22 protein-coding genes are annotated in these 22,818 nt (G+C 68.9%); 13 read left to right on the top strand and 9 right to left on the bottom strand.

The window, feature by feature from the left end:
* Positions 1-2: 2 nt before the first annotated feature.
* Positions 3-2,666, bottom strand: coding sequence for a hypothetical protein (locus tag ACEVFP_RS12260; RefSeq protein ID WP_374999746.1), 2,664 nt, complete (start codon positions 2,664-2,666; stop codon positions 3-5).
* Positions 2,667-2,780: 114 nt separating this feature from the next.
* Between ACEVFP_RS12260 and ACEVFP_RS12255 the strand changes: the two genes are divergently transcribed.
* Positions 2,781-3,344 (top strand): hypothetical protein, encoded by a 564-nt coding sequence (locus ACEVFP_RS12255; protein WP_374999745.1) that lies wholly within the window; start codon positions 2,781-2,783, stop codon positions 3,342-3,344.
* A 73-nt stretch (positions 3,345-3,417) separates the two neighbouring features.
* Here ACEVFP_RS12255 and ACEVFP_RS12250 read toward each other — a convergent pair whose 3' ends face one another.
* The 8 genes from ACEVFP_RS12250 to eccCa form a co-directional block, all read right to left on the bottom strand.
* Positions 3,418-4,014, bottom strand: a complete 597-nt coding sequence (locus tag ACEVFP_RS12250) for a hypothetical protein (protein WP_374999744.1) — start codon at positions 4,012-4,014, stop codon at positions 3,418-3,420.
* Between the two features lie 143 nt (positions 4,015-4,157).
* Positions 4,158-4,601, bottom strand: coding sequence for a hypothetical protein (locus ACEVFP_RS12245; RefSeq protein ID WP_374999743.1), 444 nt, complete (start codon positions 4,599-4,601; stop codon positions 4,158-4,160).
* 140 nt (positions 4,602-4,741) lie between these two features.
* Entirely contained in the window at positions 4,742-7,300 is a 2,559-nt protein-coding gene (locus ACEVFP_RS12240) for a hypothetical protein (protein WP_374999742.1), read from the bottom strand.
* Positions 7,301-7,375: 75 nt separating this feature from the next.
* The gene (locus tag ACEVFP_RS12235) at positions 7,376-7,624 is read right to left on the bottom strand and encodes a hypothetical protein (protein ID WP_374999741.1); all 249 of its coding nucleotides are present in this window, start codon (positions 7,622-7,624) and stop codon (positions 7,376-7,378) included.
* A 115-nt stretch (positions 7,625-7,739) separates the two neighbouring features.
* Entirely contained in the window at positions 7,740-8,102 is a 363-nt protein-coding gene (locus ACEVFP_RS12230; RefSeq protein WP_374999740.1) for a hypothetical protein, read from the bottom strand.
* A 5-nt stretch (positions 8,103-8,107) separates the two neighbouring features.
* Positions 8,108-8,413, bottom strand: a complete 306-nt coding sequence (locus ACEVFP_RS12225) for a hypothetical protein (protein ID WP_374999739.1) — start codon at positions 8,411-8,413, stop codon at positions 8,108-8,110.
* A gap of 26 nt (positions 8,414-8,439) precedes the next feature.
* Entirely contained in the window at positions 8,440-8,799 is a 360-nt protein-coding gene (locus ACEVFP_RS12220; protein ID WP_374999738.1) for a hypothetical protein, read from the bottom strand.
* Positions 8,800-8,891: 92 nt separating this feature from the next.
* Complete coding sequence (gene eccCa / locus ACEVFP_RS12215; RefSeq protein ID WP_374999737.1) at positions 8,892-12,875, bottom strand: type VII secretion protein EccCa; 3,984 nt, start codon at positions 12,873-12,875, stop codon at positions 8,892-8,894.
* Between the two features lie 126 nt (positions 12,876-13,001).
* Between eccCa and eccD the strand changes: the two genes are divergently transcribed.
* The 12 genes from eccD (at position 13,002) to ACEVFP_RS12155 (ending at position 22,789) form a co-directional block, all read left to right on the top strand.
* Positions 13,002-14,357: a type VII secretion integral membrane protein EccD gene (eccD, locus tag ACEVFP_RS12210; protein ID WP_374999736.1), complete on the top strand. Its 1,356-nt coding sequence runs from the start codon at positions 13,002-13,004 to the stop codon at positions 14,355-14,357.
* Between the two features lie 151 nt (positions 14,358-14,508).
* Positions 14,509-15,714, top strand: a complete 1,206-nt coding sequence (locus tag ACEVFP_RS12205; protein WP_374999735.1) for a hypothetical protein — start codon at positions 14,509-14,511, stop codon at positions 15,712-15,714.
* Entirely contained in the window at positions 15,711-16,148 is a 438-nt protein-coding gene (locus tag ACEVFP_RS12200; protein WP_374999734.1) for a hypothetical protein, read from the top strand. The genes ACEVFP_RS12205 and ACEVFP_RS12200 overlap by 4 nt, the downstream gene beginning before the upstream one ends.
* A gap of 135 nt (positions 16,149-16,283) precedes the next feature.
* Complete coding sequence (locus ACEVFP_RS12195) at positions 16,284-16,949, top strand: SAF domain-containing protein (protein ID WP_374999733.1); 666 nt, start codon at positions 16,284-16,286, stop codon at positions 16,947-16,949.
* A gap of 3 nt (positions 16,950-16,952) precedes the next feature.
* Positions 16,953-17,783 (top strand): hypothetical protein, encoded by an 831-nt coding sequence (locus ACEVFP_RS12190; protein ID WP_374999732.1) that lies wholly within the window; start codon positions 16,953-16,955, stop codon positions 17,781-17,783.
* A complete protein-coding gene (locus tag ACEVFP_RS12185) occupies positions 17,780-19,087 on the top strand; it encodes a CpaF family protein (RefSeq protein ID WP_374999731.1) in 1,308 nt (435 codons plus the stop codon). The genes ACEVFP_RS12190 and ACEVFP_RS12185 overlap by 4 nt, the downstream gene beginning before the upstream one ends.
* Complete coding sequence (locus tag ACEVFP_RS12180; RefSeq protein WP_374999730.1) at positions 19,078-19,962, top strand: type II secretion system F family protein; 885 nt, start codon at positions 19,078-19,080, stop codon at positions 19,960-19,962. The genes ACEVFP_RS12185 and ACEVFP_RS12180 overlap by 10 nt, the downstream gene beginning before the upstream one ends.
* Positions 19,959-20,861: a type II secretion system F family protein gene (locus tag ACEVFP_RS12175; protein ID WP_374999729.1), complete on the top strand. Its 903-nt coding sequence runs from the start codon at positions 19,959-19,961 to the stop codon at positions 20,859-20,861. The genes ACEVFP_RS12180 and ACEVFP_RS12175 overlap by 4 nt, the downstream gene beginning before the upstream one ends.
* Positions 20,862-20,920: 59 nt before the next feature.
* Positions 20,921-21,133 (top strand): hypothetical protein, encoded by a 213-nt coding sequence (locus ACEVFP_RS12170; RefSeq protein WP_374999728.1) that lies wholly within the window; start codon positions 20,921-20,923, stop codon positions 21,131-21,133.
* Positions 21,134-21,141: 8 nt separating this feature from the next.
* On the top strand, positions 21,142-21,573 hold the full coding sequence (locus tag ACEVFP_RS12165; RefSeq protein ID WP_374999727.1) for a TadE/TadG family type IV pilus assembly protein: 432 nt from the start codon (positions 21,142-21,144) through the stop codon (positions 21,571-21,573).
* A gap of 50 nt (positions 21,574-21,623) precedes the next feature.
* Positions 21,624-22,058 (top strand): TadE family protein, encoded by a 435-nt coding sequence (locus ACEVFP_RS12160; protein WP_374999726.1) that lies wholly within the window; start codon positions 21,624-21,626, stop codon positions 22,056-22,058.
* Positions 22,055-22,789 (top strand): TadE/TadG family type IV pilus assembly protein, encoded by a 735-nt coding sequence (locus ACEVFP_RS12155; protein ID WP_374999725.1) that lies wholly within the window; start codon positions 22,055-22,057, stop codon positions 22,787-22,789. Before ACEVFP_RS12160 ends, ACEVFP_RS12155 begins: the two co-directional genes overlap by 4 nt.
* Positions 22,790-22,818 lie beyond the last annotated feature (29 nt).

The raw sequence follows: 22,818 nt of genomic DNA, 5'->3' as shown, positions 1-22,818 counted from the left end.
GATCACCGCCCCCGGTACCTCTCGGGCAGGTCGAGGCCGTGATTGGAGACAATGCTGTTGCGCACGGTCAGCAGGTTGTCGACTTCCTCGTTCACGGCGTCTGGCATCCGCTGCTTGAGCTGATCGTTGATGTGGGTCGTCTGCTCGTCGCTCACTCCGGAGAGATCCACTTTTCCGTTATCGCCGATGACGCCTAGGTCTTCGAAGTCCGACGCGAGGCTTGGGTCGTGAACGATCATGGCATCGAGGACCTGAGCGCGTGCGACCGTCTCTAGAACGGTCGGATCAGCCGCTTCCACGGCAAAGGCGCCATAGAGGTTCGGGCTGGCGGCTTCGGGGATGGCGACGTCAGCCGGATTGATCGTCTCTTGCAGGAGAGTCGTGGTGATGCTGCTCAACGGGGTGGGGTCAGGACCGCCGGCAGCCGTCCCGAGGATGGAGATCGCCATCTGGCGGTTCTTCGCCACCTGTTCGGCGGCGTCGACTGCTTCTCCGTACTGGACGACGACGGCGTTCCTCAGCGCGGCCGAGTTGTAGCCGAACAACCGTCCGTTGTCGTCCCCATAGGTTCCCCTCTGGTGCGGGTCGTCGTCGGGATACTCGTGGTCGGGGTCCAGAGCGTCCAGGATGCGTTGCTGCTGGTAGGCCTCGATCGAGGTGGCCAGCTTGATAGACGCGCTGTTCGGGTCCGGCTGATCCTCCGTGCCCTCACCGAGATCGGAGTTGATGAGCATGAACATCTTGATGCGTTGTTCTTCGATGGAGGGATCGGACGTTGCTGTGTCGAACTGGTCGAGGCGTGTGCCGGTGGCCAGGGCCAGACTCCGCATGAGTTCGGGGTTGCGTTCACCGATGGTCGGAGGTGAGTCCCCATCGGCGAGGTCCTGTCCGGTGCCGGGACCGCTCTGCATGGAGATGAGCTGGCTGTAGACGTCCTGGTTGCCGGCGATGGTGTCGTAGAGGCCGTTGAAGGCGGCGTCCGCGAGGTCCTCGTGCCCTGCTGGTGGGTCGATGGTCCAGTCGGTGAGTGAAGAGGCTGCCTCACCGCCGTCGCTCCACGGATGCGTGTAGACGTTGGTGACGAAGTCGGCAGCGCTGAAGTCGTCGGGCACATGGTCCATCTCGTAGCCCGGGTCGCCACCGAGGAGGAAGGTGGTGGCTTCGGGGTTGAGGGAGGCCCGCTCCAGGATGCTGCTGTAGAGATCCTCGTGGGCGCCGTTGCTCCAGCCGTAGTCGGTTCCGCCCGGCGAGGGGTCGCGATCTCCGTAGCGGGTTTCAAGAAGCTCTGCCGCGCTGTTGGCCATCTCCAGGGTGAGGCCGTCGCCGGCCGGGAGATCCTCGTGGGCGCCGTCCAGGAAACCGGCGACGCTGTTGAAGCGGGGAGTGGAACCGGTGTCGGTCCAGCTCTGCTGCAGGCTGAGGTCGTAGCGCATGTCCTCGGGCAGGGCGTCCCAGCCGCCGCCGATGTTCTCGTTGGACGCGGCGAGGTAGGAGCCGGCCCAGTTCGAGCGGAGCGCCTCCGCCTCGGCCTCGGAGAAGATCGACTCCATGTAGGTCGTGGTGCGGGTGGACGAGCCGCCGGGACCGCCTGTGGTGACCTCGCGCTCGCGTTCGACTCCCTCCGTCAGGAGGGTCTCGATGTCGTCGCGTCGTTCCCACGTCTGCTCGCCGAAGGCTTGGCTGTAGGCCTGGGCGTTGGTTGCTCGGTCGTGGTCGTTCAGGTCGACGTTGCTGTTGCGACTGGCCCAGGGCAGCAGCAACGCCAGTCCGCTGGCGATCTCGCCGGAGTTGGCGAAGGCGTCCTTGATCTCAGCAGCGGTGGCGTTGTCGTCGATCCCGTCGAGGATGGTCTGCACATCGGTGTCGGCGTCGCCGGAGTCGACATCGGGCAGGGCGAGCCCGATGATCGTCTCCTGCAGCTCGGGATCGGGGTCGTCGATCTCCATCCACTCTTCGAGGAGCCCGGGGTTCTCTGCGAGGAAGGCCTTGCGCTCGGCCTCGGTCATGTCGTCGATCGCGGGAAGGGTGCCGTTCTCCACGGCCGCCTGGTAGGCGTCGAACTTCTCCCGCGACGTGAGAGTGATGTCCGGCCAGTGCCTGCCGGCCACCGCCATCGGGATGAGGCCGGCGAGGATGAGCTCCTTGACGTTGTCGTCGGTGGGGCCTGCCTCGAACATGCCGGCAATGTTCTCGGCGCTCTCCTCCAGCGCGGTGTCGAGGTCGCGGTACTCGGGTTCGAGGTTGGCGCGGATGTTGTTCCAGGTCTCCGATTCCGGCGGTGGGTCCTCGTCCTCGTGGGCTGCGGCCTGCCCGATCCAACGGCGGGCGGTGGCGTAGTCGCTGCGCAGGCGTCGGTTCAGCTCTGCGACGCCCTCGTCGAAGGTGTCGACGGAGGCGGCGAACTGCTTGAGCAGCCCGACGGCGTAGTAGCCGGCCTGGGCGAGCTGGGAGGCGTCCTGCTGGACCTGTGCGGGGTTGGTGCGGGTGCCGGCCTCGATGTCGCCCTCGATGTCGCCGGCGACGTGCTGCTCGTCCTCGCCCAGCTCGCTGGACAGCGCCGAGATGACGTTGGCGTTCTGGTTCGGGTCGTCAGCCGCGGCACGGATGGTGTCACCGGTGACGCCCTCATGCAGGTCCGCGTAGTTGTCGAAGTCATTCATTGCCATGGATGCTCCCCTGAGTGGCCAAGCAGTCGAGCCAATCGTAGAACAGTTGTACCCGGTGTCGACAGCCAACCTCACGAGGCGCGTCGACGCCCGCTCAGGTCATGGATGGTGTTGGTGAACCGATCGCGGTTGATCTGCCGGCGGGTCTCGTCGGACGCTTCCAAGCTCTCGAACTCCGCGACGAGCGTCGAGCGACGAGCGGCCGAGACTGAGGCCGACGGGGTCGAGACGTGGGACCTCACCGGGGCACCCAGTGCCGAGGCGTTCGGCATCGCCGACGGCTCGCGTGCCGGTATCTACGAGACTGACGAGCCGCGCGATGTCGTGCTCGTGCTCGCGGGTGATGAACGGCTGGAGGTCGAGGCCAAGGTGCTGTCGTTCGAGCGGGCTCGCTCCGGCGGGGGTTCGGGGGAGCGGTTCAACCTCGGACTGCGGGGGCCCACGGTGCCCGCCGGCGAGCTGGTCGACCAGCTGCGTGGCATCGTGGAGCAGCTCGACGTCGAGGCCGATGTCGACGCGTACGCGGCCGAGCTCGCTGATGCGCCCGACGACCAGCCCGAGCGCATCAGGTTCTCCTCGTCCCGCGCGAGGTTCGGTGATCTGGAGCTGGGCGTGCAGGCCAACCTGGCGCCGATCGCCCAGTCGGGTCGCTTTATCCTCGGTGGCGCCTGGCGCTGACCGCGTTCGGTGTCTGCGCGGAACTGCCGGTAGGTCCTCGAACCTGATGCAGGGTGTCAGGCGCCTCGCGAGGTCACGACTCGCTGAGCCACCTCGCGCACCGACGGTCGTCGGCACGGGGCGAATCCTTCGGCGGGGGACCGGCGTTGAGCTTGGTGATCTTCTGCTGTTGGGTCTGGTCGCTGTCGGTGACGTCGTCGAGGAAGTAGTTGTAGATCAGGGAGTCGACGTCCTGCTCGTCGCGAGTGGCTTGGCTGTAGTCGACACAGGCCACGATGCGGCCGTCGAGCTGGGTGAACTCCTGGGACTCGGTGAGCCACACTCGTACCGGGCCGTGCAGAACGCCTTCGGGGTCGCCGTCGATGAGGTAGCCGCGGGCTCGGTAGATGGCCAGCCCAGAGTCTTCGCCGGGTTCGAAGAGGCCCGAGACCAGGTCGGGGCGTGGCGTGGAGCCGACCGCCCAACCGAGCTCGACCAGTGTGAAGGCGTGTTGCACGGTCCGCACGGCCTCTTGGTCGAGTTCGTCGTCGACGCGCCAAGTGACAGGTGCGCCGGGTGGCCCCTCCGCGGTTGTCTGGTCGATGGCGTTGGCCAGGGTGGTCTCGTCGTTGTAGCGCTCGGTCTCGGGCACCTCCAGGACGGGCGACGCCGACGGGTCGACCGCCGTCACGGAGGGTGAGGGGGAGGGTTCTGTTCGTCGTCGGTGGGGTCGCAGGCGCTCATGCTCAGGGCCACCAGGCATCCGAGTGCCGCGATACGGCGAGTCGGGGCACCGTCGGGCGGGCAGGACGTGGCTGGTTCGCTCACCGGCAGTCAAGCCCCGGCGTCACCGTGCTGGAACTCTTCGAGATTGTGGGCTGCGTTCACCGCAATCTCCTTCGCCAGCGAGGCGCGCTCGGAAGGCTCGGAGTCGGGCCACCCTTCGATCCTGACCCGGATGAGCCAGTCGTCCTTGACGACGTCCAGATAGGCACCTGGAGCGAAGGACCCACGGGTGATGTCGCAGATGACACCCTGTCCGTTCTCGTCGTCGACGGCGGAGCAATCGCGGCTGGCGGACTCTTCGGCCTGCTGACGTACTGCGGCAACAGTGCTTTCGGTCTCGTCCCCGACGTTCTCGAGCCCGACTCGCAGCGTCGGCTGAGTGCTCTGGGGTCGTCGGATGACGCACGTGTTGCCTTCCCCGCTGTCGTCATCCGGCCCCACCGCGCCCGGGCCGGTCGCGGTGACATCGTCGGTGCCGAGCACCTGCTCCACCAGGGCGAGGTCCACCAGATCGCAGACCGGATCCTGCGTCGTGTTCGGGTCCGGGGGAGGAGAGTCGTCGTCGCAGGCCGCCATGGTCGAGGCCAGGAGGAACGCCACAGCGGGAACCGCCAAGAGCCGCCAGCTACTACTCACTTCTTGTTCAGTTCGCGATCGAGGCCGTTCTGCGCACTCTGGGCGATGATCTCGTTGTAGTTGCGAGCGCTGCTCCCCATCCAGGTTCGCATGTCCTCGCGCATCTGATCCTGCTGAGCCTCGGTGTACTCGCCGTCCTCGCCGATCTGCCCTGATGTGTCCGGCCCGGTCGGCCCGAACACGTCCGGATTGAGACTGACCGAGCCGTCGTCGTTCGTGATCGTGAGCGACTCCGGGATCTGCGCGTCCGCGTTGAAGTCCTCGTCACTGGTGTCTCCGACCGACAGGACCCCACTGTTGATCAGCTGGGTGGTGATCTGGTGCTCCAGCACAGCGTCGCTGTCGCTACGAGCCGCGTCGTGCCAGTCGCCACCGGTTGCCGACGGAGTCCCGTTGACCGCGTCCTTGAGGACGGCGAGTCCCTGTCCCTTCGTGACGTCGAAGGCCGAGGTGGCCAGATGGCTCGCGCCCTCGCCGAGCACCTTGCCGCCGCCGGGGACGAAACCACCGACGACGTCGATGGCCTTGGAGGCGTAGGCCGCGCGGGTCTCGGCGAGGCTCTGGTCGTGCTCATCGACCGTGATGGCCTTGTTGATGACGTGCCCCAGAATCTCACCATTGGTGCCGGAGATGCCCTCCAGGTCCCTGCCCAGGTTCTCGGAGATGATCTGGTCGATATCGACCGGCTGGCCCGGGTTATCCTCGATCCACTCCTGGATCTCCTGGTCCAGCCGGTTGTTGCCCTCCAGCACGATGGCCGTGGTCAGGGTCTCGATGCCGGACTTGTCACCACGCCCGATCTCACCCAGGACCTTGTCCAGGTCACCACTTTCGACATTCAAGTGCTGTCCGCCGGGGCCGTCGATGATGTCGTAGACGTCGGGGGCGTAGCTGGCGGCGATGTTTCCGAGGTTGTCCGCCGTGTTCGGCCAGATGTGCCAGACGTCGTCCGGCCCCCACTTGTCGCCATGGCCGCTGAGGTCGGCGACCCGGTTGAACACGTCGGTGGCGAACTCACCGCTCCACTCGTGGCTGCCGGGGTCGTCGGCGTTGCGGACCGCAGCAGCTTCGAGTGCTTCGCCCAGTCCGTCGCCCTCGTCGCTTCCTACGGAGGCGGAGAAGGTGCGAGCGTTGACGTCGTCGCCGTCCTTGGTGCCGATGAGGTAGTCCAGGATGTCGGAGTCGGTCTCGCCGCTGTCATCTTGGAAGAACGCCTGTGCTGCTTCAGGGCTGTTGCCCATGGCCCCGAGCAGGTTGGCCAGGCCGTCGGCGGCGGAGCGGCCGTGGAACATGCCGGTCTCGTCGTTCCAGGACACGTCCGGGTCCATGATGCCGGCGTAGTCACGTGGGCCCCAGACGGGGTCGCCGTCGTGACTGCGCTCCCATGCCAGGACGTCGGTGGCGAGCTTGTCCATGAAGGTCGCGTCGTAGACACCGGCGGCCTGTTCTCCACCCTCGCGCAGCAGGAGGGTGAGGGCGGAGGCCTGGTGGTAGTCCTCCCTGTTGTCGGTGGTGATGGCGTCGTAGAAGCGTGTGGCAAGAGCGGTGGGGCTGGACACGTTGTTGGAGTAGGTCGCCATCGCCACCCCGGCTGCGTTCATGAAGCCGTTGTAGAGCTCGACGTTGGACCGGAACGACTCGTCGCCGGAGTTGGTGACGCCCGCGACCGACTCGATGCTCAGGTGCCGGATGGCGTCGGACAGGTCCTCGAAGGAGACCTCGTCGTAGAGCTTGGTCGTGAAGGCCTCCTCCTCCTTGAACAGATCGAGGAGGCGTACGGTCTCGGTGTCGATGTTCTCCTCGTTCTCGATGTCATCGATCACGTCCTCCGCGAGGAGCTCCTGCGCCTCGTCGGAGATGACGTCGACGATGTCCGCGCCGATGTCGGTGTTGTCGCGGACCCACTGGGCCTGCTCCTCGGCCGACATGTTGGCGACCTCGTTCTCCAGCGCTTGGCGGCGTTCGTCGTCGGTGAAGGTGAGGTCGGGCCACTGCCTGCTGGCCACGGAGAACGGAATGAGGCCGGCGAGGACGAGCTCCTTGACGTTCTCGGGGGTGGGGCCGGCCTCGAACTTGCCGGCGATGTCCTCGGCGCTCTCGTCGACGGCGGTGTTGAGGTCGCGGTACTCGGGTTCGAGGTTGGCGCGGATGTTGTTCCAGGTCTCGTCGTACTCAGGGCGGTCTTCCTCGGGCACGCCGCCGAGGTAGCGGCGTGCGGAGGCGACGTCGCTGCGCAGGCGCCGGTTCAGCTCTTCGACGCCTTCGTCGAAGGTGTCGACGGAGGCGGCGTACTGCTTGAGCAGGCCGACGGCGTAGTAGCCGGCCTGGGCGAGCTGGGAGGCGTCCTGCTGGACCTGTGCGGGGTTGGTGCGGGTGCCGGCCTCGATGTCGCCCTCGATGTCGCCGGCGACGTGCTGCTCGTCCTCGGCCAGCTCACTGGCCAGTGCTGCGATGACGTTGGCGTTCTGGTTCGGGTCGTCAGCCGCGGCCCGGATCGTGTCTCCGGTGACACCGTCGTGCAAGTCGGCGTAGTCGTCGAAGTCATTCGTCGCCACGGTCGTTCCCCCATCATTGGCCCGTTGAGATCGGATCCATCGTAGGGCAGTGCCGTCCGGTGCCGCTACGGGACATCAGGACGCGCGTCGACGCCCGCTCAGGTCATAGATGATGTCGGCACAGGCGGCGATGTGGCCGGCGAACCGATCGACCTCGCGGTTGATCTGCTGGCGGGTCTCGGCGGTCTCCTCCAGGCTCTCGAGTTCCGCGACAAGCGACGAGACATCGTGCGTGTGCTTCCGCAGGTCTGACGCCATGTCCCGGATCAGCCGGGCGTCGAAGCCCGGGTGGTTGGTGGCGTGGTGAGCGAAGTGGTCAACCATCGGGCCCCCTCCTGCGGATCGATGTCCGATGAGTCTAACGCAGGACTCTCGGAACGACCGGACGAGAAGGGCCCCGGCGACATAGGTCGCCGGGGCCCTTCGATGACGCGGTCCGTCAGAGCGCGGTGTTGCGATTGATGCGATCAGCGACCGCCGAGTCGGAGCTGACGTTGCTCTGCACGACGCGAGCGCCCTCCTCGTCCTCGTTGCGGACCGTGGCGGCAACGTTGGAGACGTTGTTGCCCGCCGCGGTGAGCTGGGTGCCCAGCCGGTTGCTGCTGTCGATCACACCATTGGTGACGTAGGCGGTGATCGCACCCTTCAGGCGCCCGTGACCGACCGAGGTGGCCGTGGTGTCGAGGTTGTTGCGCAGGCTGCGAGCCGCCGATGAGCCGCCACCGCTGCGCCCGGAGATCTTGCCTCCGGTGCTGTGCAGCCCGTCAACGTTCGCGCCGACGACGTTCGATCCACCCATCATCTACCTCAGGAGCTCTGGATGGACTTGTTGGCCGATGCGCGAGCAGCCGCGATGAACTGGCTGGCCTGCTCCGACGTACGGTTGCTGGTGCGCTCGACGCCGGTGTTGACGTCCTCGACGTGGCGGTTGGTCGAGGCCTTCTGGCGGGACAGCTCGTCGGAGCCGATGCCACCCTCGCGGGAGCTGATCCGCTGGTTCTGGCGGTTGTTGACGTCCTCGCCGGCCTGACGGTTGTTACCCACGTTGGTGCGGGTGCCGTCGACGTTGTTCTCGATGGAAGCGCGATCGACGCGCAGACGGTTTCCGGTCATGGTGTCTCCTCAGGGTTGTGGGTCGCTCAAGCGTGGTTGATCTTGCCGATGAGGTCGATCGCCGACTGGTCCAGGGTCGTGGACTCCACGCGCTGGGCCGACGCGGCCTCGTCCTCGTGTGCGGCAACGTTGGTGACATCGCGTTGGCCGCCGGCGGCGTTGGCCGTGTGCAGCGTGGCTGCGGCGTTGAAGGTGTTGGCCGCGGCGGTGGAGCCGTTGACGGCCTGGCCGGCGAACGCACCGTGGTTGGAGCCCTGGAGCTCGGCGGCGTGGCCGTGCTGCTTCTTGGCCAGCGACGAGACGCTCTCGCCGGTGCTGGAGATGGCGCGGTTGCTCTGCTGCTCCGCCTCGTAGCCCTCGGTCAGTGAGACGCGATCGGCGTTCATGTGTTTTCCCCCTGTGGAGAGACGACAGTGGACCTACACCGTATCAACCCACGGTGCGGGGCGCACCCACCATGAGATGCACGGCACACGGCTCAGTCGTCCTCGGGCATCGCCGCCGTCTGCACGAGCGAGGCGCCGCCGTCGCGGTTGATGAACATGGCCCGGCCCCTGGGCAGCCGTCGTGAGGCGTGCCCGCCGACCAGACGGCCCTCCATGCGGTCGCCGGAGAACATGAACCCCGGGGTGCTGAGATCGATGAGTCGCTGGATCATCGGCTCGAAGAGCGCTCGGCTCATACCACCGGTGCGGCGGCAGAGCACGAGGTGGAACCCGAGGTCGCGTCCCTGCGGCAGCAGGTCGACCAGGCCCAGCAAGGGGTCGCCCTGCGAGGTGGCCACCAGGTCGTAGTCGTCGACGATGACGAAGACCTCCAGGCCGTCCCACCACGAGCGGTTGCGCAGCTGCTCGGACGTGACGTCCGGACCCGGGACGCGCTCGTTGATCGCGGCGCCGATGCTGGCGACCATCCCGGCCGTCTGCTCGGCGCCCGTGGAGTACGCCAGCAGGTACTCCTCCGGGACCACGTCCAGCAGCGAGCGGCGATAGTCCACGACGGCGATGCCGATCTCGTCGGAGGAGTGGCTGCTGACCAGGTTGTGGATGATCAGCTTCAGCAGGTTGGACTTGCCGGTCTCACCGTCGCCGTAGATCTGCAGGTGCGGATCGCCCTCCCAGACCTGGACCTCGGCCGGCCCGAGGTTGAGCTCGGACAGGCCGACGAGGATGCCCTTGTCGCCGAGCTCGATCGGCGGCAGCTCGGACAGCTCCACTCGCCGGGGAAGCACCTGGACCCGGTCGACGGCTCGGTCGCCCCACTTGTCCCTGACGGCCTTCACGAGGTCCCGCTGGTCGGCGTCCAGGCTGGAGTACTCCTCCTCGTCCATGGGGTCGGGCGCCGGGACCTGCAGGACCGGGAGCGCCGTCTGGAAGATGTTCGCCGCCTTGCGCGTGCCCGTGATGCCGCGCCCGTTGGCGTCCTTGGAGATCTGCTCCATCATCGCGCGCTCGAACTCCGACTCGTAGGCGTCGTTGAGGCGCAGCTCCAGTCGACCACCCATGGAGCCCTGCATGCGCATGCGGACCTGCATCGCCTGGGTGACGGTGATGACGACGTGCACGCCGAAGTTGCTGCCGCGAGCCGCGATGTCGGCGATCGCGTAGTCGAGGTCGTCCCACTCGTCGCGGAACGTGCCCCACCCGTCGACGACGAGGAAGACGTCACCACGCTCGTTCTTGGGCGTCTCGCCGGCGGCGCGGGCCTGGCGGAACGCCGCCATCGAGTCGTAGCCCTTCTCGCGGAACATCGCCTCGCGCTGGTCGAGGATCGTGCGGACGTCGTTGACGGTGCGTTGGATGCGCTCGGGATCGACGCGCGAGGTCACCGTCGCCACATGGGGAACGTCCTTGAGCGAGCTGAGCGAGCCGCCGCCGTAGTCGATGCAGTAGAAGACGACGTCCCCCGGCGCGTACGTCATGGCCATCGACATCACCATGGTGCGGATCAGGACGGACTTGCCGGTCTGTGGCGAGCCGGTGACCACGAGGTTGGCGCCGCCGCCGGTGAAGTCCCACTCCAGCGGGAACTGGTCCTGGTGCTTGGGGTCGTCGGCCATGCCGAGCACGGCCTTGCAGGTGGTCGTCGGCCGGGTGGTCTCCAGCGAGGTGAGGTCGCCGAGCGGCAGCATCTCGGGGAGCGGGTCCAGCCATACCGGGCGCACTCGCGGCTTGCCCGAGGCCGTGATCTGCTCGCAGAGGACGTCCAGGACGCTCGGGTCTGAGGCGGAGACCTCGCCGACGACCGCCTCGGCGGCCTCCTCGGCCTCGGCCGCCGCCTGCTGGGCGAGCCAGGCGCCGATGCCGTTGACCGCGACGTACGGCACCACCGGGACGGCGGTCTTGGGGCCGGACGTCGGCGGGACGTAGGGGGAGGAGACCAGTGCGGCCTTGAACCGCTCGAAGACCGTGGTGTCGACCTTCAGGTAGCCGGAGCCGGGCTCGGGCGGGAGATGGAAGGCGTCGGGCACACCGATGGCGTCGCGACTCTCCGACTCCGAGAAGGTTCGCAGGCTGATGCGGTAGGACAGGTGGGACTCCAGGCCACGGATCTTGCCCATCTCCAGCTTCTGCGTGGCGAGCAGCAGGTGGACGCCTATCGATCGGCCGATGCGGCCGATGGCGACGAACATCTCGGCGAAGTCCGGCTTGGCGGTCAGGAGCTCGGAGAACTCATCGACGATGACCAACAGGTGGGGGAGCGGCTCGAGGTCCTCGCCGGCGTCGATGCGGTCCTGATAAGCCGTGACGTTGGGCAGGTTGCCCGCCTTCTTGAGGATCTCCTGGCGCCGCTGCATCTCGCCGTAGAGGGCGTCGCGCATGCGGTCGACGAGCGTGAGGTCGTCCTGCAGGTTGGTGATCGTGCCCGCGATGTGGGGGATCTCCTCCATCGAGGCGAACGTCGCGCCGCCCTTGAAGTCCACCAGCATGAGAGCCAGCCGGTCCGGGCCGTGCCCGATCACCAGGGAGCTGACGAGCGTGCGGAGCATCTCCGACTTGCCCGAGCCGGTGGCGCCGACCACGAGCCCGTGCGGCCCCATGCCACCGTGGGCGGACTCCTTGAGGTCGAGGATGACGCTCTGGCCCGTCGAGCCGACACCGATCGGCACCCGCAGCAGGTCTCGCAGGGCGCGGGGCTTCCAGGTCCGTCCGACGTCCAGACGGGCCGGGTCGTCGACGCCGAGGATCTCCGGCAGCCCGACCGTGTCGGAGAGACCGTCCTCGTCGATGTCCTCGTGGGTGAGTCGCAACGCCGAGATCTGGCGGGCGATCGCCGACTCCGTGCCGGCGGGCAGGACGTCGAGACGGAACGGCTCGGAGCGCGTGGCGCTGGTCACCGAGCCGTGCCGGTCGATCTCCAGGCGCAGGTCGACCGCCTCGGGCTCGGCCTTGTCCTCGCTCGCCAGCGTGATGACGTGGACGCCGAGGGCGGCCAGGGAGACGCCCGGGTCGGGCGACGAGAGCTGCTGACCATGGGGCAGGCCCTCGGTGTCGACCAGCACCACCAGGTGGCTGGTCTGCACGTTCTCACCTCCGCGCCCGCGGGAGTGGCGGTCCAGACGCAGCTCGAACTCCGGGGCCAGCATCTCGGCCATCGCCGGGACCGACGCGGCGACGCGGCGGGCCGGGAGGTCTCCGTCGAGCTGTGAGGTCTCCTGCACGTGCGGCAGCCACTTGGTCCAGTCCCACACCGGCGCCGACTCATCGGAGCGCACGATGGCGACCTGTACGTCGTTGGGGCTGTGCAGCGCGACGACCTGGGTGAGCAGATGGGTGGCCATGGCACGGCGGACGCCGGGGTCGCCGCGCAGGCACAGCTGGCCGATGCGCGTCAGCGGCATGACGATCGGCTGGTCGCGCAGTGTCGCGTAGCGCTGCTGGAGCTCCTGGGCGGCCTGCAGGCACACGGGATCGAAGTCGTTGAGCGGCCCGGTGTCGGCCTCCAACGTCAGACCGGCCGCCAACGCGACGTCACCCGTGCCGAGACGCACGGCCAGAAAGTCGCCGTGGGAGAGCCGTCGTTCCCAGCGGCGGGTCTCATCGCGCGCGACGTCCCAGAGCTGGTCGGCGCGCGGGTGCCGCCAGGCCTGCTCGGCACGCTGGGCGGCGATCTGGTCACGCACGGTGTGCCGCAGCGACTCGATGTAGTCGAGGTAGCGCTCGCGGCTCTCCCTGACCTGGCGCTTGGTGCCACTGCGCTGGGAGATCACCATGAGTGCGCCGATCGCGATGGCGCCGATGAGGGCGAGGAAGGCGGCGACGGCGACGATCGGCCGGTCCTTCTGGGTGATGGCGATCGTGATCGAGCCGGTGCCACCCATGATCGGCATCATCATCATCCCGGCACCGGCCATCGGCGGCGCACCCTGACCGCGAGCCGGTGGAGGCTCGATCGTCAGTGGTGTGGAGGTCCGTTCCGGTGGAGCGAGCCGCGCCGGTCGCTTGACCAGAGTCGTCGTCACGGTGGCACCCGTCTGTCGGTCGTGGAGGAGATGTGGGGGCAACGCTATGCTCACCACCGCGAACGACAACCGCAAGGGCCGCGCCGCGGGCCAGCCCGAACACCATGACGACACGAGGGGGCCCACGTGCTGACGGCGTACAGCCGAGTCACCGTGGTGACCGAGCAGCGGACGATCGACCTCGCGCTGCCGAGCGCGCTGCCGCTGGCCGAGGTCATGCCGCAGGTCATGCGCTACGCCGCTCCGGAACGTGACGGTGAGTCGCCCACCAGCTGGACCCTCGGCCGTCTGGGCGGACCCACCCTCCAGCTCGTGCAGACCCTGGAGGACGCGGGAGTCCTCGACGGCGACGTCCTGGAGCTCCGCTCTCAACGCGACGACGTCTCGCCGGCGCTCGTCGAGGATGTCCGGGATGCCGTCGAGGACAGCGTGGACGCCGCCGGCGGAGTGTGGAACACCCGCACCACGGGCTCGTTCGCGGTGCTGGCCAGCTCGGCCTTCTTCGGCGCGTGGGCGCTGCTCACGACGCTCGCTGCGGCGCTCGGCGCCCCTGCGCTGGGCGACCTCGACCGTCCGGCGGGCGCCGCCGTGGCCGTCGTCGGACTGCTGTTCGCCACGTGGTGGGCCTCGGTCAGCACACGGGAGGTCGATGCCCAGGTGGCTGCGTGTGTGGCCATGGTGTGGGGGCTGCTGCTCGGCCGCTCGATCGGACAGGCCCTCGAGCTGGAGGGCCTGCTGGTGCTGGGCAGTGCCGCGGTCGGTGTGGCGGTCGTCGCCGGGTCCGCTCGGCTCATCACCGAGGCGGCGACCGCGCATGCGGCATTCGCGGGCGTGGTGCTGGTCGCCGTGGGTGTCCACGTCGCCGTCGGGATGACCGACGTTGCCTCCATGCAGGCCGTGCGGGTGCTGCCGGTCCTCGGCCTGCTCGTGGTGGGGGTGCTCCCGCGTGTCTCGCTGTCGGTCGGCGGACTCGCGAGTGCCGACTACCGGGTCAGGCACGTTGGCCAGCTCGACCTGGCGACCCTGAGGTACCGCTACCGGGCCAGCAACGCGATCCTCATCGGTGCGCTCGCCGGGATCGCCGCCGTCGTGGTCGCCGCGGGCGGGACGCTCGACGTGTCGGGCGATTCGTGGGACCGCACCCTCGCGGTGGTGATGGCAGGTGCGGCGTTGCTGCGTTCCCGCTTGTTCTCCCGCACCCAGCACGTCGTGCCGTTGCGGGTCGCCGGGCTGCTGGTCATCGGCCTGGCGCTCGCCCGTCACGTCTCTGAGGACCCATCGCTGGTGCCCTTCCTGCTTCCGGTCACGGTGGTGGCCGCTGCGGGTGCCTTCGGACTGGCAGCCATCCCGATATCGGAGATCACCAGGGCCCGGGTCAAGCGGACCCTGAACATCGTGGAGTTCCTGGTCATCGTCACGATGCTCGTGGTGATGGCCGGCGCTCTGGGACTCTATGGTCAGCTGGGAGGTCTGTTCTCATGAGCGAGCGTGCCCCCGAGCACGTCCCCACTCGCTGCGCTTGCGGGAGACGCCCCCACGCTGCGCTCCGTACGGGGAGGTGCCCCCAGCGGGTAAACCGATGGCATCTCGTGCGGCCGTCTCCCTATCATGGTTCTCCTGAGGGGAGGGCCGTATGAGCGACGACGAACGCCCTCAGGGTGAGGACGAGGACGCCAAGCCCGATCTCACCGCCGTGCGACGTCGTCAGGCGGAGGGGACAGCCTCGGACCTCGCCCGCATGGGCATCGATCCGCGAAGCCTGGGCCTGTCAGGGCCGGGGGAGACGCCCCCTGCCGCACCGTCGGACCGCCCCGGCCCGGCCGAGTCGTCCGCGGACGACAAGGCACAGGTGTTGCCGTTGCGGCCCGAGCTCGACGGCGCACACACGCAGGCCCCGTTGCTGCCGCCGGGCAGTGCCGACGAGCCGAGCCCAGCCGAGACGCCGAGCGATGCCTCGGCGCGTCCGCCCGGCACCGTCGAGCAGCTCCTGAGCCGCACCGCCCAGACCGCGCGCCCACCACGGCAGGCCGGACGGTTCTTCAAGGCCGTGACCAAGGGGATCGCCACGGCCGATGCGGCGGAATCGGTCCTGGCCGACCGTGAGGTCGTCGATGCCGTTCGGCAACGGCAGAGCGACCGGCGGGTCGTCGCGTTCGTCTCCGGCAAGGGTGGCGTGGGCTGCACCACCGTCGCAGTGGGGGCCGGGACCTGCTTCGCAGCGATGCGTGAGGACCAGTCGGTCGTGGTCGACGTCCAGCAGGGCACAGCGCCCCTGTCGGCAGTCCTGGGCAGCGAGACCGGCGTCGACCTCGTGGGGGTCGCCTCGCTGGACGTCGAGTCCGCGGTCCCCAGGGCGGCGTCCGGCCTCGGCCTGGTCGACGGTGTGGAGTGGGACCTTGCTCCCAGACGTCGTGACCTCGCGGGTGCACTGGAGAGGCTGGGCGCCGACCACACCTTCTCCCTCCTGGACGCCGGAGCCTCGGCCGGGGAGGCGGCGCACGCCGCTCTCGCCCGCGCCGACCAGGTCGTCGCGGTCACGGGAGCCGGCGGGCTGGGCCTGGCCGCGTTGCAGACGGTGCTGGACCGGGCACGCGAGGTCAACCCGGTCGCGGCCGCGCGGGTGGTTCACGTCATCGTGTGTCAACACGAGGAGACGTACCGGACGGTCCACCGGGAGATCGTCTCCCAGCTCGGTCACCAGCCGGCCGCCGTCGTCGTCGTGCCGCCTGACCCCTACCTGGCGCAAGGGCACCCGTACGACCCCGCACAGGTCAGCGCCGCCACGCGGGAGGCATACGTCCGCCTGGCCGCTGCCGTGGCGCTGGGAGCCACGCGATGAGCCCGCAGGACGGTGGCAAGCAGGCCCCTGAGGACCAGGAGGCCTCGGAGCAGGCACGTCCGACCCCGACGCTGGCGATGCAGAACACGCCCAACGCGGAGAAGTACGTCCTCGAGGCCGACGCGATGCGGCGTCGCCAGATGCGATCGGCACTGCTGCACGGCAGCCGACGGACCTGGCGCGAGCACCAGCGGGTCTGGCCGGCCGTGGTCGTCGGCGTGATCGTCATCGGCGTCATCGTGGCCGGTTTCGCCGTGCTGGACGCCTTCCGCGTGACGCGGGACAACCAGCGTGAGATGGAGCGGGAGCGAGAACAACCACCGGCCACGGCCCCGGTCGAGCCGGGCGGCGAGTCTCCTCCTCCGGAGCAGGAGCAGGAACCGGCCCCCGAGGCCGAGGTGCCCCCGGGGACCGAGGTCCCGGAGGGCGGGTGAGGCCCGCCGCCTCGGACGGCCGGACCTGCCGCCCGAGGCGTCGTCGCCCATTCGCGGCGTGTACCGTTGCGTCGCCGACATCGTTCAGGGGGGACGGCGGAGTCCACCCCCGGCCGTCCAGGAGAGGTTGACTCGATGGCGAAGACAGCCACACGGGCCCAGGTCTCGCGCCTGCCGTCCACACGGGAGTCCAGGCCGGCGCTGATCGGCCTGGCGATCGTGCTGATCGTCGGTGGCGCACTGGCCTCCGGCTGGCTCGCGATCCAGTCCGGGAACCGGGCGTTCTTCGTCCAGGCCTCCCAGGAGGTCGCCCAGGGTGCCCAGATCACGTCCGACGACCTGACGCGGGTGAGCCTTCCGGAGGACTTCGACGGGGCGATCCCTGCCGACGACGTCGACGACATCGTCGGCCAGTCCGCCACCACCCGGCTCCTCCCGGGCACCGTCCTCACGCCCGAGATGGTCTCCGAGGACTCCGGCGTGGCCGCCAACCAGACGCAGCTGACGTTGTCGGTCGATGCGAGCCCCTTCATCCAACGGCTGCAGGCCGGCGCCCAGCTGGCGCTCAACGTCGGTGGCGGTGACTCCGGACGACAGGCCGTCGCCGCCGAGCTGGTCTCGGTCGGAGATGCCGACGACGGCGGTCTCGGGCAGGTCAGCGGGGATGAGATCCCGATCGTGGTCGCCATCGACCTGTCCTGCCTGTCCACCGTGGCCCAGGGGATCGAGGACAACGCCGTCACCCCGGCCCTCATCGGCGGCGACGCCGGACAGTCGGTGCCGAGCACCTGCGGAGGCTGAGCGATGGCACTGCTGACCTTCGCCTCGGCCAAGGGCTCGCCTGGCGTGACCACTGCTGCGTTGCTGTTCGCTGCGCTGTGGCCCCGCCAGAGCGTCCTGGTGGAGTCCGATCCGTCCGGCGGTGACGTAGCCCTGCGGATGCCCGGCGCCGACGGATCTCCGTTGGACCCCCAGGTCGGTCTGTCCAGCCTGGTGGCCGCCGGCCGCAAGTCCCTGTACCCGGCCCTGGTCGACCTGCACTCGCAGGAGATCGTGGGAGGGCAGAAGGTCGTCTCCGGCGTCGCGACCCCCGAGCAGGCCCGCGGCGTGACGCAGTGGGAGGAGCTGGGTCAGATGTTTGCCGAGCTGCCCGGCAAGGACGTCGTCGCCGACCTCGGACGCATCGGGGCGGCGACCCCGCAGAACGCCATGCTGGCAGCATCCAGCGCGTGCGTGCTGTTCGTGGACACCGTGCCGAGCAACGTGATCCACCTGCGCGGACGCCTGGCGCGTCTGCGAGAGGGCTTCGGACGGGTCGCCGGTCCTGCGGTGCACGTGGTCGTCGTGGCGCCGGCCAAGCGCGCCCGGGCCGTGCGGGAGGTCGCCGAGGTCCTGGAGCAGGCCTCCATCGAGGTGGACGGGCTGCACCACCTGGCGCACGACCCCAAGGGAGCGGTGTTCTTCCTCGGACAGGTCACCGGGACGCCCGGGAGGACGCACCTGGTGCGTTCGGCGCAACCGATCGTCGATGAGCTGGCCGGCCGGACCGAACCGTTCTTCGTCCCGGCCGAGGAGCTGCACGATGATGCGCCGGACGCTGATGAGGTGGACGCTGATGAGGAGGTGCCGTCGTGACCGACCATGACCTGGTCCGGACCCTGCGCATGCAGGTGGCCGACCGGCTGAACGAGCAGCGTCGTCGGGACCAGATGAACGGCGTCACGCCGATGAGCGCCGAGGACGAGCGTGAGTACGCGCGTTCCCTCATCGTGCAGGTCCTGGAGGACCACGCCCGGTACGAGGTGGCCGAGGGTCTTCGGCCGCTGTCCTCCGAGGAGGAGCGGGAGGTGGCCACGGCCATCCACTCCGCCTTGTTCGGCGTGGGCCGGCTCCAGCCGCTGCTGGAGGACCCAGAGGTCGAGAACATCGACATCAACGGCTTCGACCACGTCTTCGTCCAGTACGGCGACGGCCGCGAGGAGCGTCACCCGGACGTCGCCGAGAGTGATGAGGAGCTCATCGAGCTCATCCAGGTGCTCGCCGCCCACACCGGCCTGTCCAGCCGTCCCTTCGACTCGGCCAACCCCCAGCTCGACCTGCGCCTGCCTGACGGGTCACGACTCTCGGCCGTCATGAACGTGTGTGCCCGGCCGTCGGTCTCGGTGCGCAAGTCTCGTCTGGGCCGGGTCTTCCTCGATGAGCTGATCTCCAACGGGACCGTCTCGCGGGAGGTCGGCTCGTTCCTGAAGGCAGCGGTCGCAGCGCGCAAGAACATCATGATCGCCGGCGCCACCAACGCCGGAAAGACGACGATGCTGCGTGCCCTGGCCAATGAGATCAAGCCGGTGGAGCGGCTCGTCACCGTCGAGAGGGCGCTCGAGGTGGGTCTGGGGGAGGACAGCGAGCTGCACCCCAACGTCGTCGCCTTCGAGGAACGTCTGCCCAACTCCGAGGGGCTCGGCGGCGTCTCCATGGCCGACCTGGTCCGCCGCTCGCTGCGCATGAACCCCTCACGCGTCATCGTGGGCGAGGTGCTGGGCGATGAGATCGTCACGATGCTCAATGCCATGAGCCAGGGCAATGACGGCTCGCTGTCGACCATCCACGCCAACTCCTCGATCGAGGTCTTCAACCGCATCGGGACCTACGCGATCCAGAGCCGTGAACGCCTGCCGCTGGAGGCCACCACGATGTTGATCGCCGGTGCGCTCGACTTCGTGGTCTTCCTGCGCAAGCACAACGACCACGAGCACGGTGGCGGGCAGGCACGCGTGGTGGAGAGCATCCGCGAGGTCGTCGGTCACGACGGTCAGGTGCTCTCCAGCGAGGTGTTCGCACCGGGACCGGACGGCCGGGCCGCCGCGCACGCTCCGATCTCCTGCATGGATGAGCTCCGCCCACACGGCTACGACCCACAGGTCCACGGCGCATGGGCGTGATCGTCGAGTCCCTGCGTCTCCCACTCGCCCTGTCGGCCGGGGCGTTCCTGGGGCTCGGTATCGCTGTCCTGTTGATGGCACTGCGGGGCGAGTCACCGTTCCCGGAGCGATCCAAGGGCACCCGGCGTGCCTCGGTGGTCCCCACGGCGCGTCGTGGTCGTCAGATCCTGATCGGCCTCACCGTCGGGATCGTCGTGCTCGTCGTCACCCGCTGGTTCGTGCTGGCGATCGTGCTCGGTGTCGTGGTCGCCACCTGGGACAAGCTCTTCGGCGGCGTGCGGCAGGAGCGAGCAGCGATCGTCCGGGCGGAAGGGCTGGCCACGTGGATCGAGTCCCTGCGCGACACGATCGCCGGAGCGGTGGGCCTGGAGCAGGCCATCCCGGCCACCGCCGTCAACGCAGCCCCGTCCATCAGGCCGTCGCTCAACCTGCTCGTCGACCGGCTGCGGGTGCGTGAGCCGCTGCCGGACGCGCTGATGAAGTTCGCCGACGACCTCGACGATGCGTCGGCCGATCTCGTGGTGGCCGCCCTCGTGCTGAACTCGCGGCTGCGTGGCCCCGGTCTGCGCGACGTCCTCACCGCGCTGGCGACCTCCTCGCGTGATGAGCTCGACGTCCGTCGCCGGGTGGAGGCGAGCCGTCGCAGCACCCGCCGCAGCGTGCAGGTCGTGGTGCTCGTGATCACCGTCGTCGCAGGTGCGCTGGTCCTGTTCAACCAGGAGTACATGGCCCCCTACGGCACCCTGACCGGTCAGATGGTGCTCGGCGTCGTCCTGGCGGTCTTCGGGCTCGCGGTCTTCTGGCTGCGCCGGCTCTCGGGCGTCGAGGAGCCGCAGCGCTTCCTCATCGGGACCGCCACCAGGAGCTCGCCATGATCGCTGAGCTGGCAGCGGGCGCGGTCGCGGGGGGAGGCCTCGCCCTGCTCGTGATGCTCCTGGTCCAGCCACAGCCCGGCATCGCCGCGACCCTCGCCCGCCTGGAGCGCGGTGGGCGACGGTCGGCCGTGACCCGCAGCGCCGCGGGGGAGCGGACCGACGGCAGGCTTGATCGTGCACGCGAGTCGATCGGTGCACGCCTGGAGAGCGAGGCGACGCTGCGCGGCTGGCAGCTGAGCCGGACCCGTACCGACCTGGCGGTCATGAACCGCACGCTGACCCACCACCTGGGCACCAAGGCGCTGCTCGGCCTGGCCGCCTTCATCTGGTTCCCGGGCGTCATCACGCTCCTGGGGTACAGCAACTCGCTCGGGGTGCCGATCGTCGTCGCCGTGGTCGCCGGGTTCGTGGGGTTCATGCTCCCGGACCTGCAGCTGCACCGGGATGCGGAGTCCCGCCGACGTGACTTCCGCCATGTGGTGGGTTCCTTCCTCGACCTGGTCGCGATGAACCTGGCCGGCGGACGCGGTCTGCCCGAGGCGCTCATGGCCGCGTCCTCCTTCGGGGGCCACTGGGCCATGGTGCGTCTGCGACAGGCCCTGTCCAACGCCCGCATCATGGGTCTGACGCCGTGGGAGAGCATCGCACGCCTCGGTGAGGACCTCGGGGTGGAGGAGCTACGGGACCTCGCCTCGGCCCTCGCCCTGGCCGGTGACGAAGGCGCTCGGATCCGCACCTCGCTCATGGCCAGGGCCGAGAGCATGCGTCGCAAGGAGCTCGTCGACGTCGAGGGCGCGGCCGGTGAGTCGTCCCAGTCGATGCTGCTGGCACAGCTGCTGATGTGCATCGCGTTCTTGGTATTCTTGTCCTATCCTGCGGTCAGCCAGCTGGGTTCGTGAGCAGCCCAGTCATCGGTTCCTGATCACATCCCCCCACACCTGACCGAGAGGAGAGCCGCGTGGCTCCGGAGCTGTTCTACGCCAGGGCGGTCATCATGTTCGTGCGAGCACGCGCCGACGAGGCACGTCGTCAGGGCCGAAACGAGCTCGGGGCCTCCGCCATCGAGTGGGCCATCATCTCCGGTGTCCTCGTGGTTCTCGCCCTGCTGCTCGGGCGGATCATCCAGGGCGTCGTGGAGAGCAATGCCAGCAAGATTGAGAGTGGCGGCTGAGCAGATCCATGAGGGGGTACCAGGGGCGGAGCCGACGACGCCGTGACGATCGTGGCACGAGCGCGCTGGAGTTCTCCATCATCGCGCCGGTCTTCCTGCTGCTGATCTTTACGATCATCCAGGCCGGCCTGTACCTCTATGCCCGCAACACCGCGCAGTCCGCGTCGCGTGAGGGCGTCTCCTACCTCCGGCTGGCGGGCAACAACTCCGATCCCGAGGCCTTCCGCTCGGCGGCGGAGAACCTCACGGAGAGCTATGCCTCCAAGCTGGGGCGCCTCAAGGACGTGGACGCCTACGGCACCATCAACCTGGACACGGGCCGCGTCTCGATGATCGTGGTCGGCAACGTGGTCCTGCCCCTCGGCGGGGACGTGGAGATCCAGCAGACGTCGACGGCGACGCTCGAGCAGTTCCGGGGCGACCTGCGGGACGGGTCGTGACGCGTCCGGGGAGTGACTCCCCGGCGGGGGTTCCGGGCCGTGGGCGGAAGATGTACGCAGGCACGGCGAGCCTGGAGCTGGTGATCGTGGCGCCGTTCCTGCTGGCCCTGATGATGTTGATCATCGCCTTCGGCCGCTATGCCCAGACGGAGAACATGGTGGACCAGGCGGCACGTGACGCCACCCGGGCAGCCACCGCGCAGAACGAGCGTGGCGCCGTGCCCGGTGTGGCCGAGCAGGTGGCCACCCAGGCCATGCGCAACGCGCCGGAGTCCTGCCGGGGCTCCACCGTGATCGACCCACCGCGTCTGACTCCCAACGCGTACGGCCTCCCGGACGCCAACAACCCGTTGGCGATCGACTCCGTCTCCATCACGGTGCGGTGCACCCTCAACCTGGGCGACCTGGCGGCACTCCCACTGCGGTCGGTGGAGATCCAGCGCACGTTCACCAGCCCGCTCGACCGTTACCGGGGGTACCGATGACAGGCCCCGCATCGATGGTCGGCGCCGGCTGGCGCCGCGGTTGGGGGCGTGACGAAGGCGGATCGATCTCCCCGTTCGTCGTCATCGTCTCCTTGGCGATCATCATGCTGGCCGCGCTGGTGATCGACGGTGGTCGACAGCTCAACGGCAAGGGACGGGCCATCGCCTACGCGCAGGAGGCTGCCCGCGCCGGCGCACAGGCCGTGGACGTCACCGACCCACGACTCGACCTCGACGTCGGCCTCGCGTTGCGGGCGGCCGGGGAGTTCTGTGCGCAGGCGCGCGCCGCAGACGCTCAGCTGGTGGTGTGCCGTCCGAACATCACGACCATCAACGACCCTGCCGGCACGTTCAGGGCAGTGACGGTCACAGCGGAGGTGGAGTCCGACGCGATCCTGCTGGGCATCATCGGGCGATCGATCCTCCGCTCCAGCGGCACGGCCCTCGCGCGACCCGTGAGCGGCATCTCCGAGGCCGACAGCGGCAAGGTCTCCACGATGGGCCCGCCGTCCGTGGGACCCCCGAGTCCGGGCGCGCCGCCGTCGACGGCCCCGACCTCGGTCCCGACCGAGACCATGGAGCCGTGCATCCCCCGGGACGAGGACGAGGACGCCGATGAGGATGCTGACGGCGAGGATCCCGGGGAGGGCGACGACGACGGCGATGACGCCGACGGCGACGATGACGACGACCTCGAGGTCTGCCCGGAGCCTGAGCCGGGGTCGGACTGAGAGTCCGGTGGGCGGGACCATCGTTCGGC

This window comes from Aeromicrobium sp. CTD01-1L150, from assembly GCF_041951745.1.
GTDB lineage: Bacteria > Actinomycetota > Actinomycetes > Propionibacteriales > Nocardioidaceae > Aeromicrobium.
The sequence above is the reverse complement of the archived record's forward strand: the minus strand, read 5'-3'. Positions and strand labels throughout refer to the sequence as shown.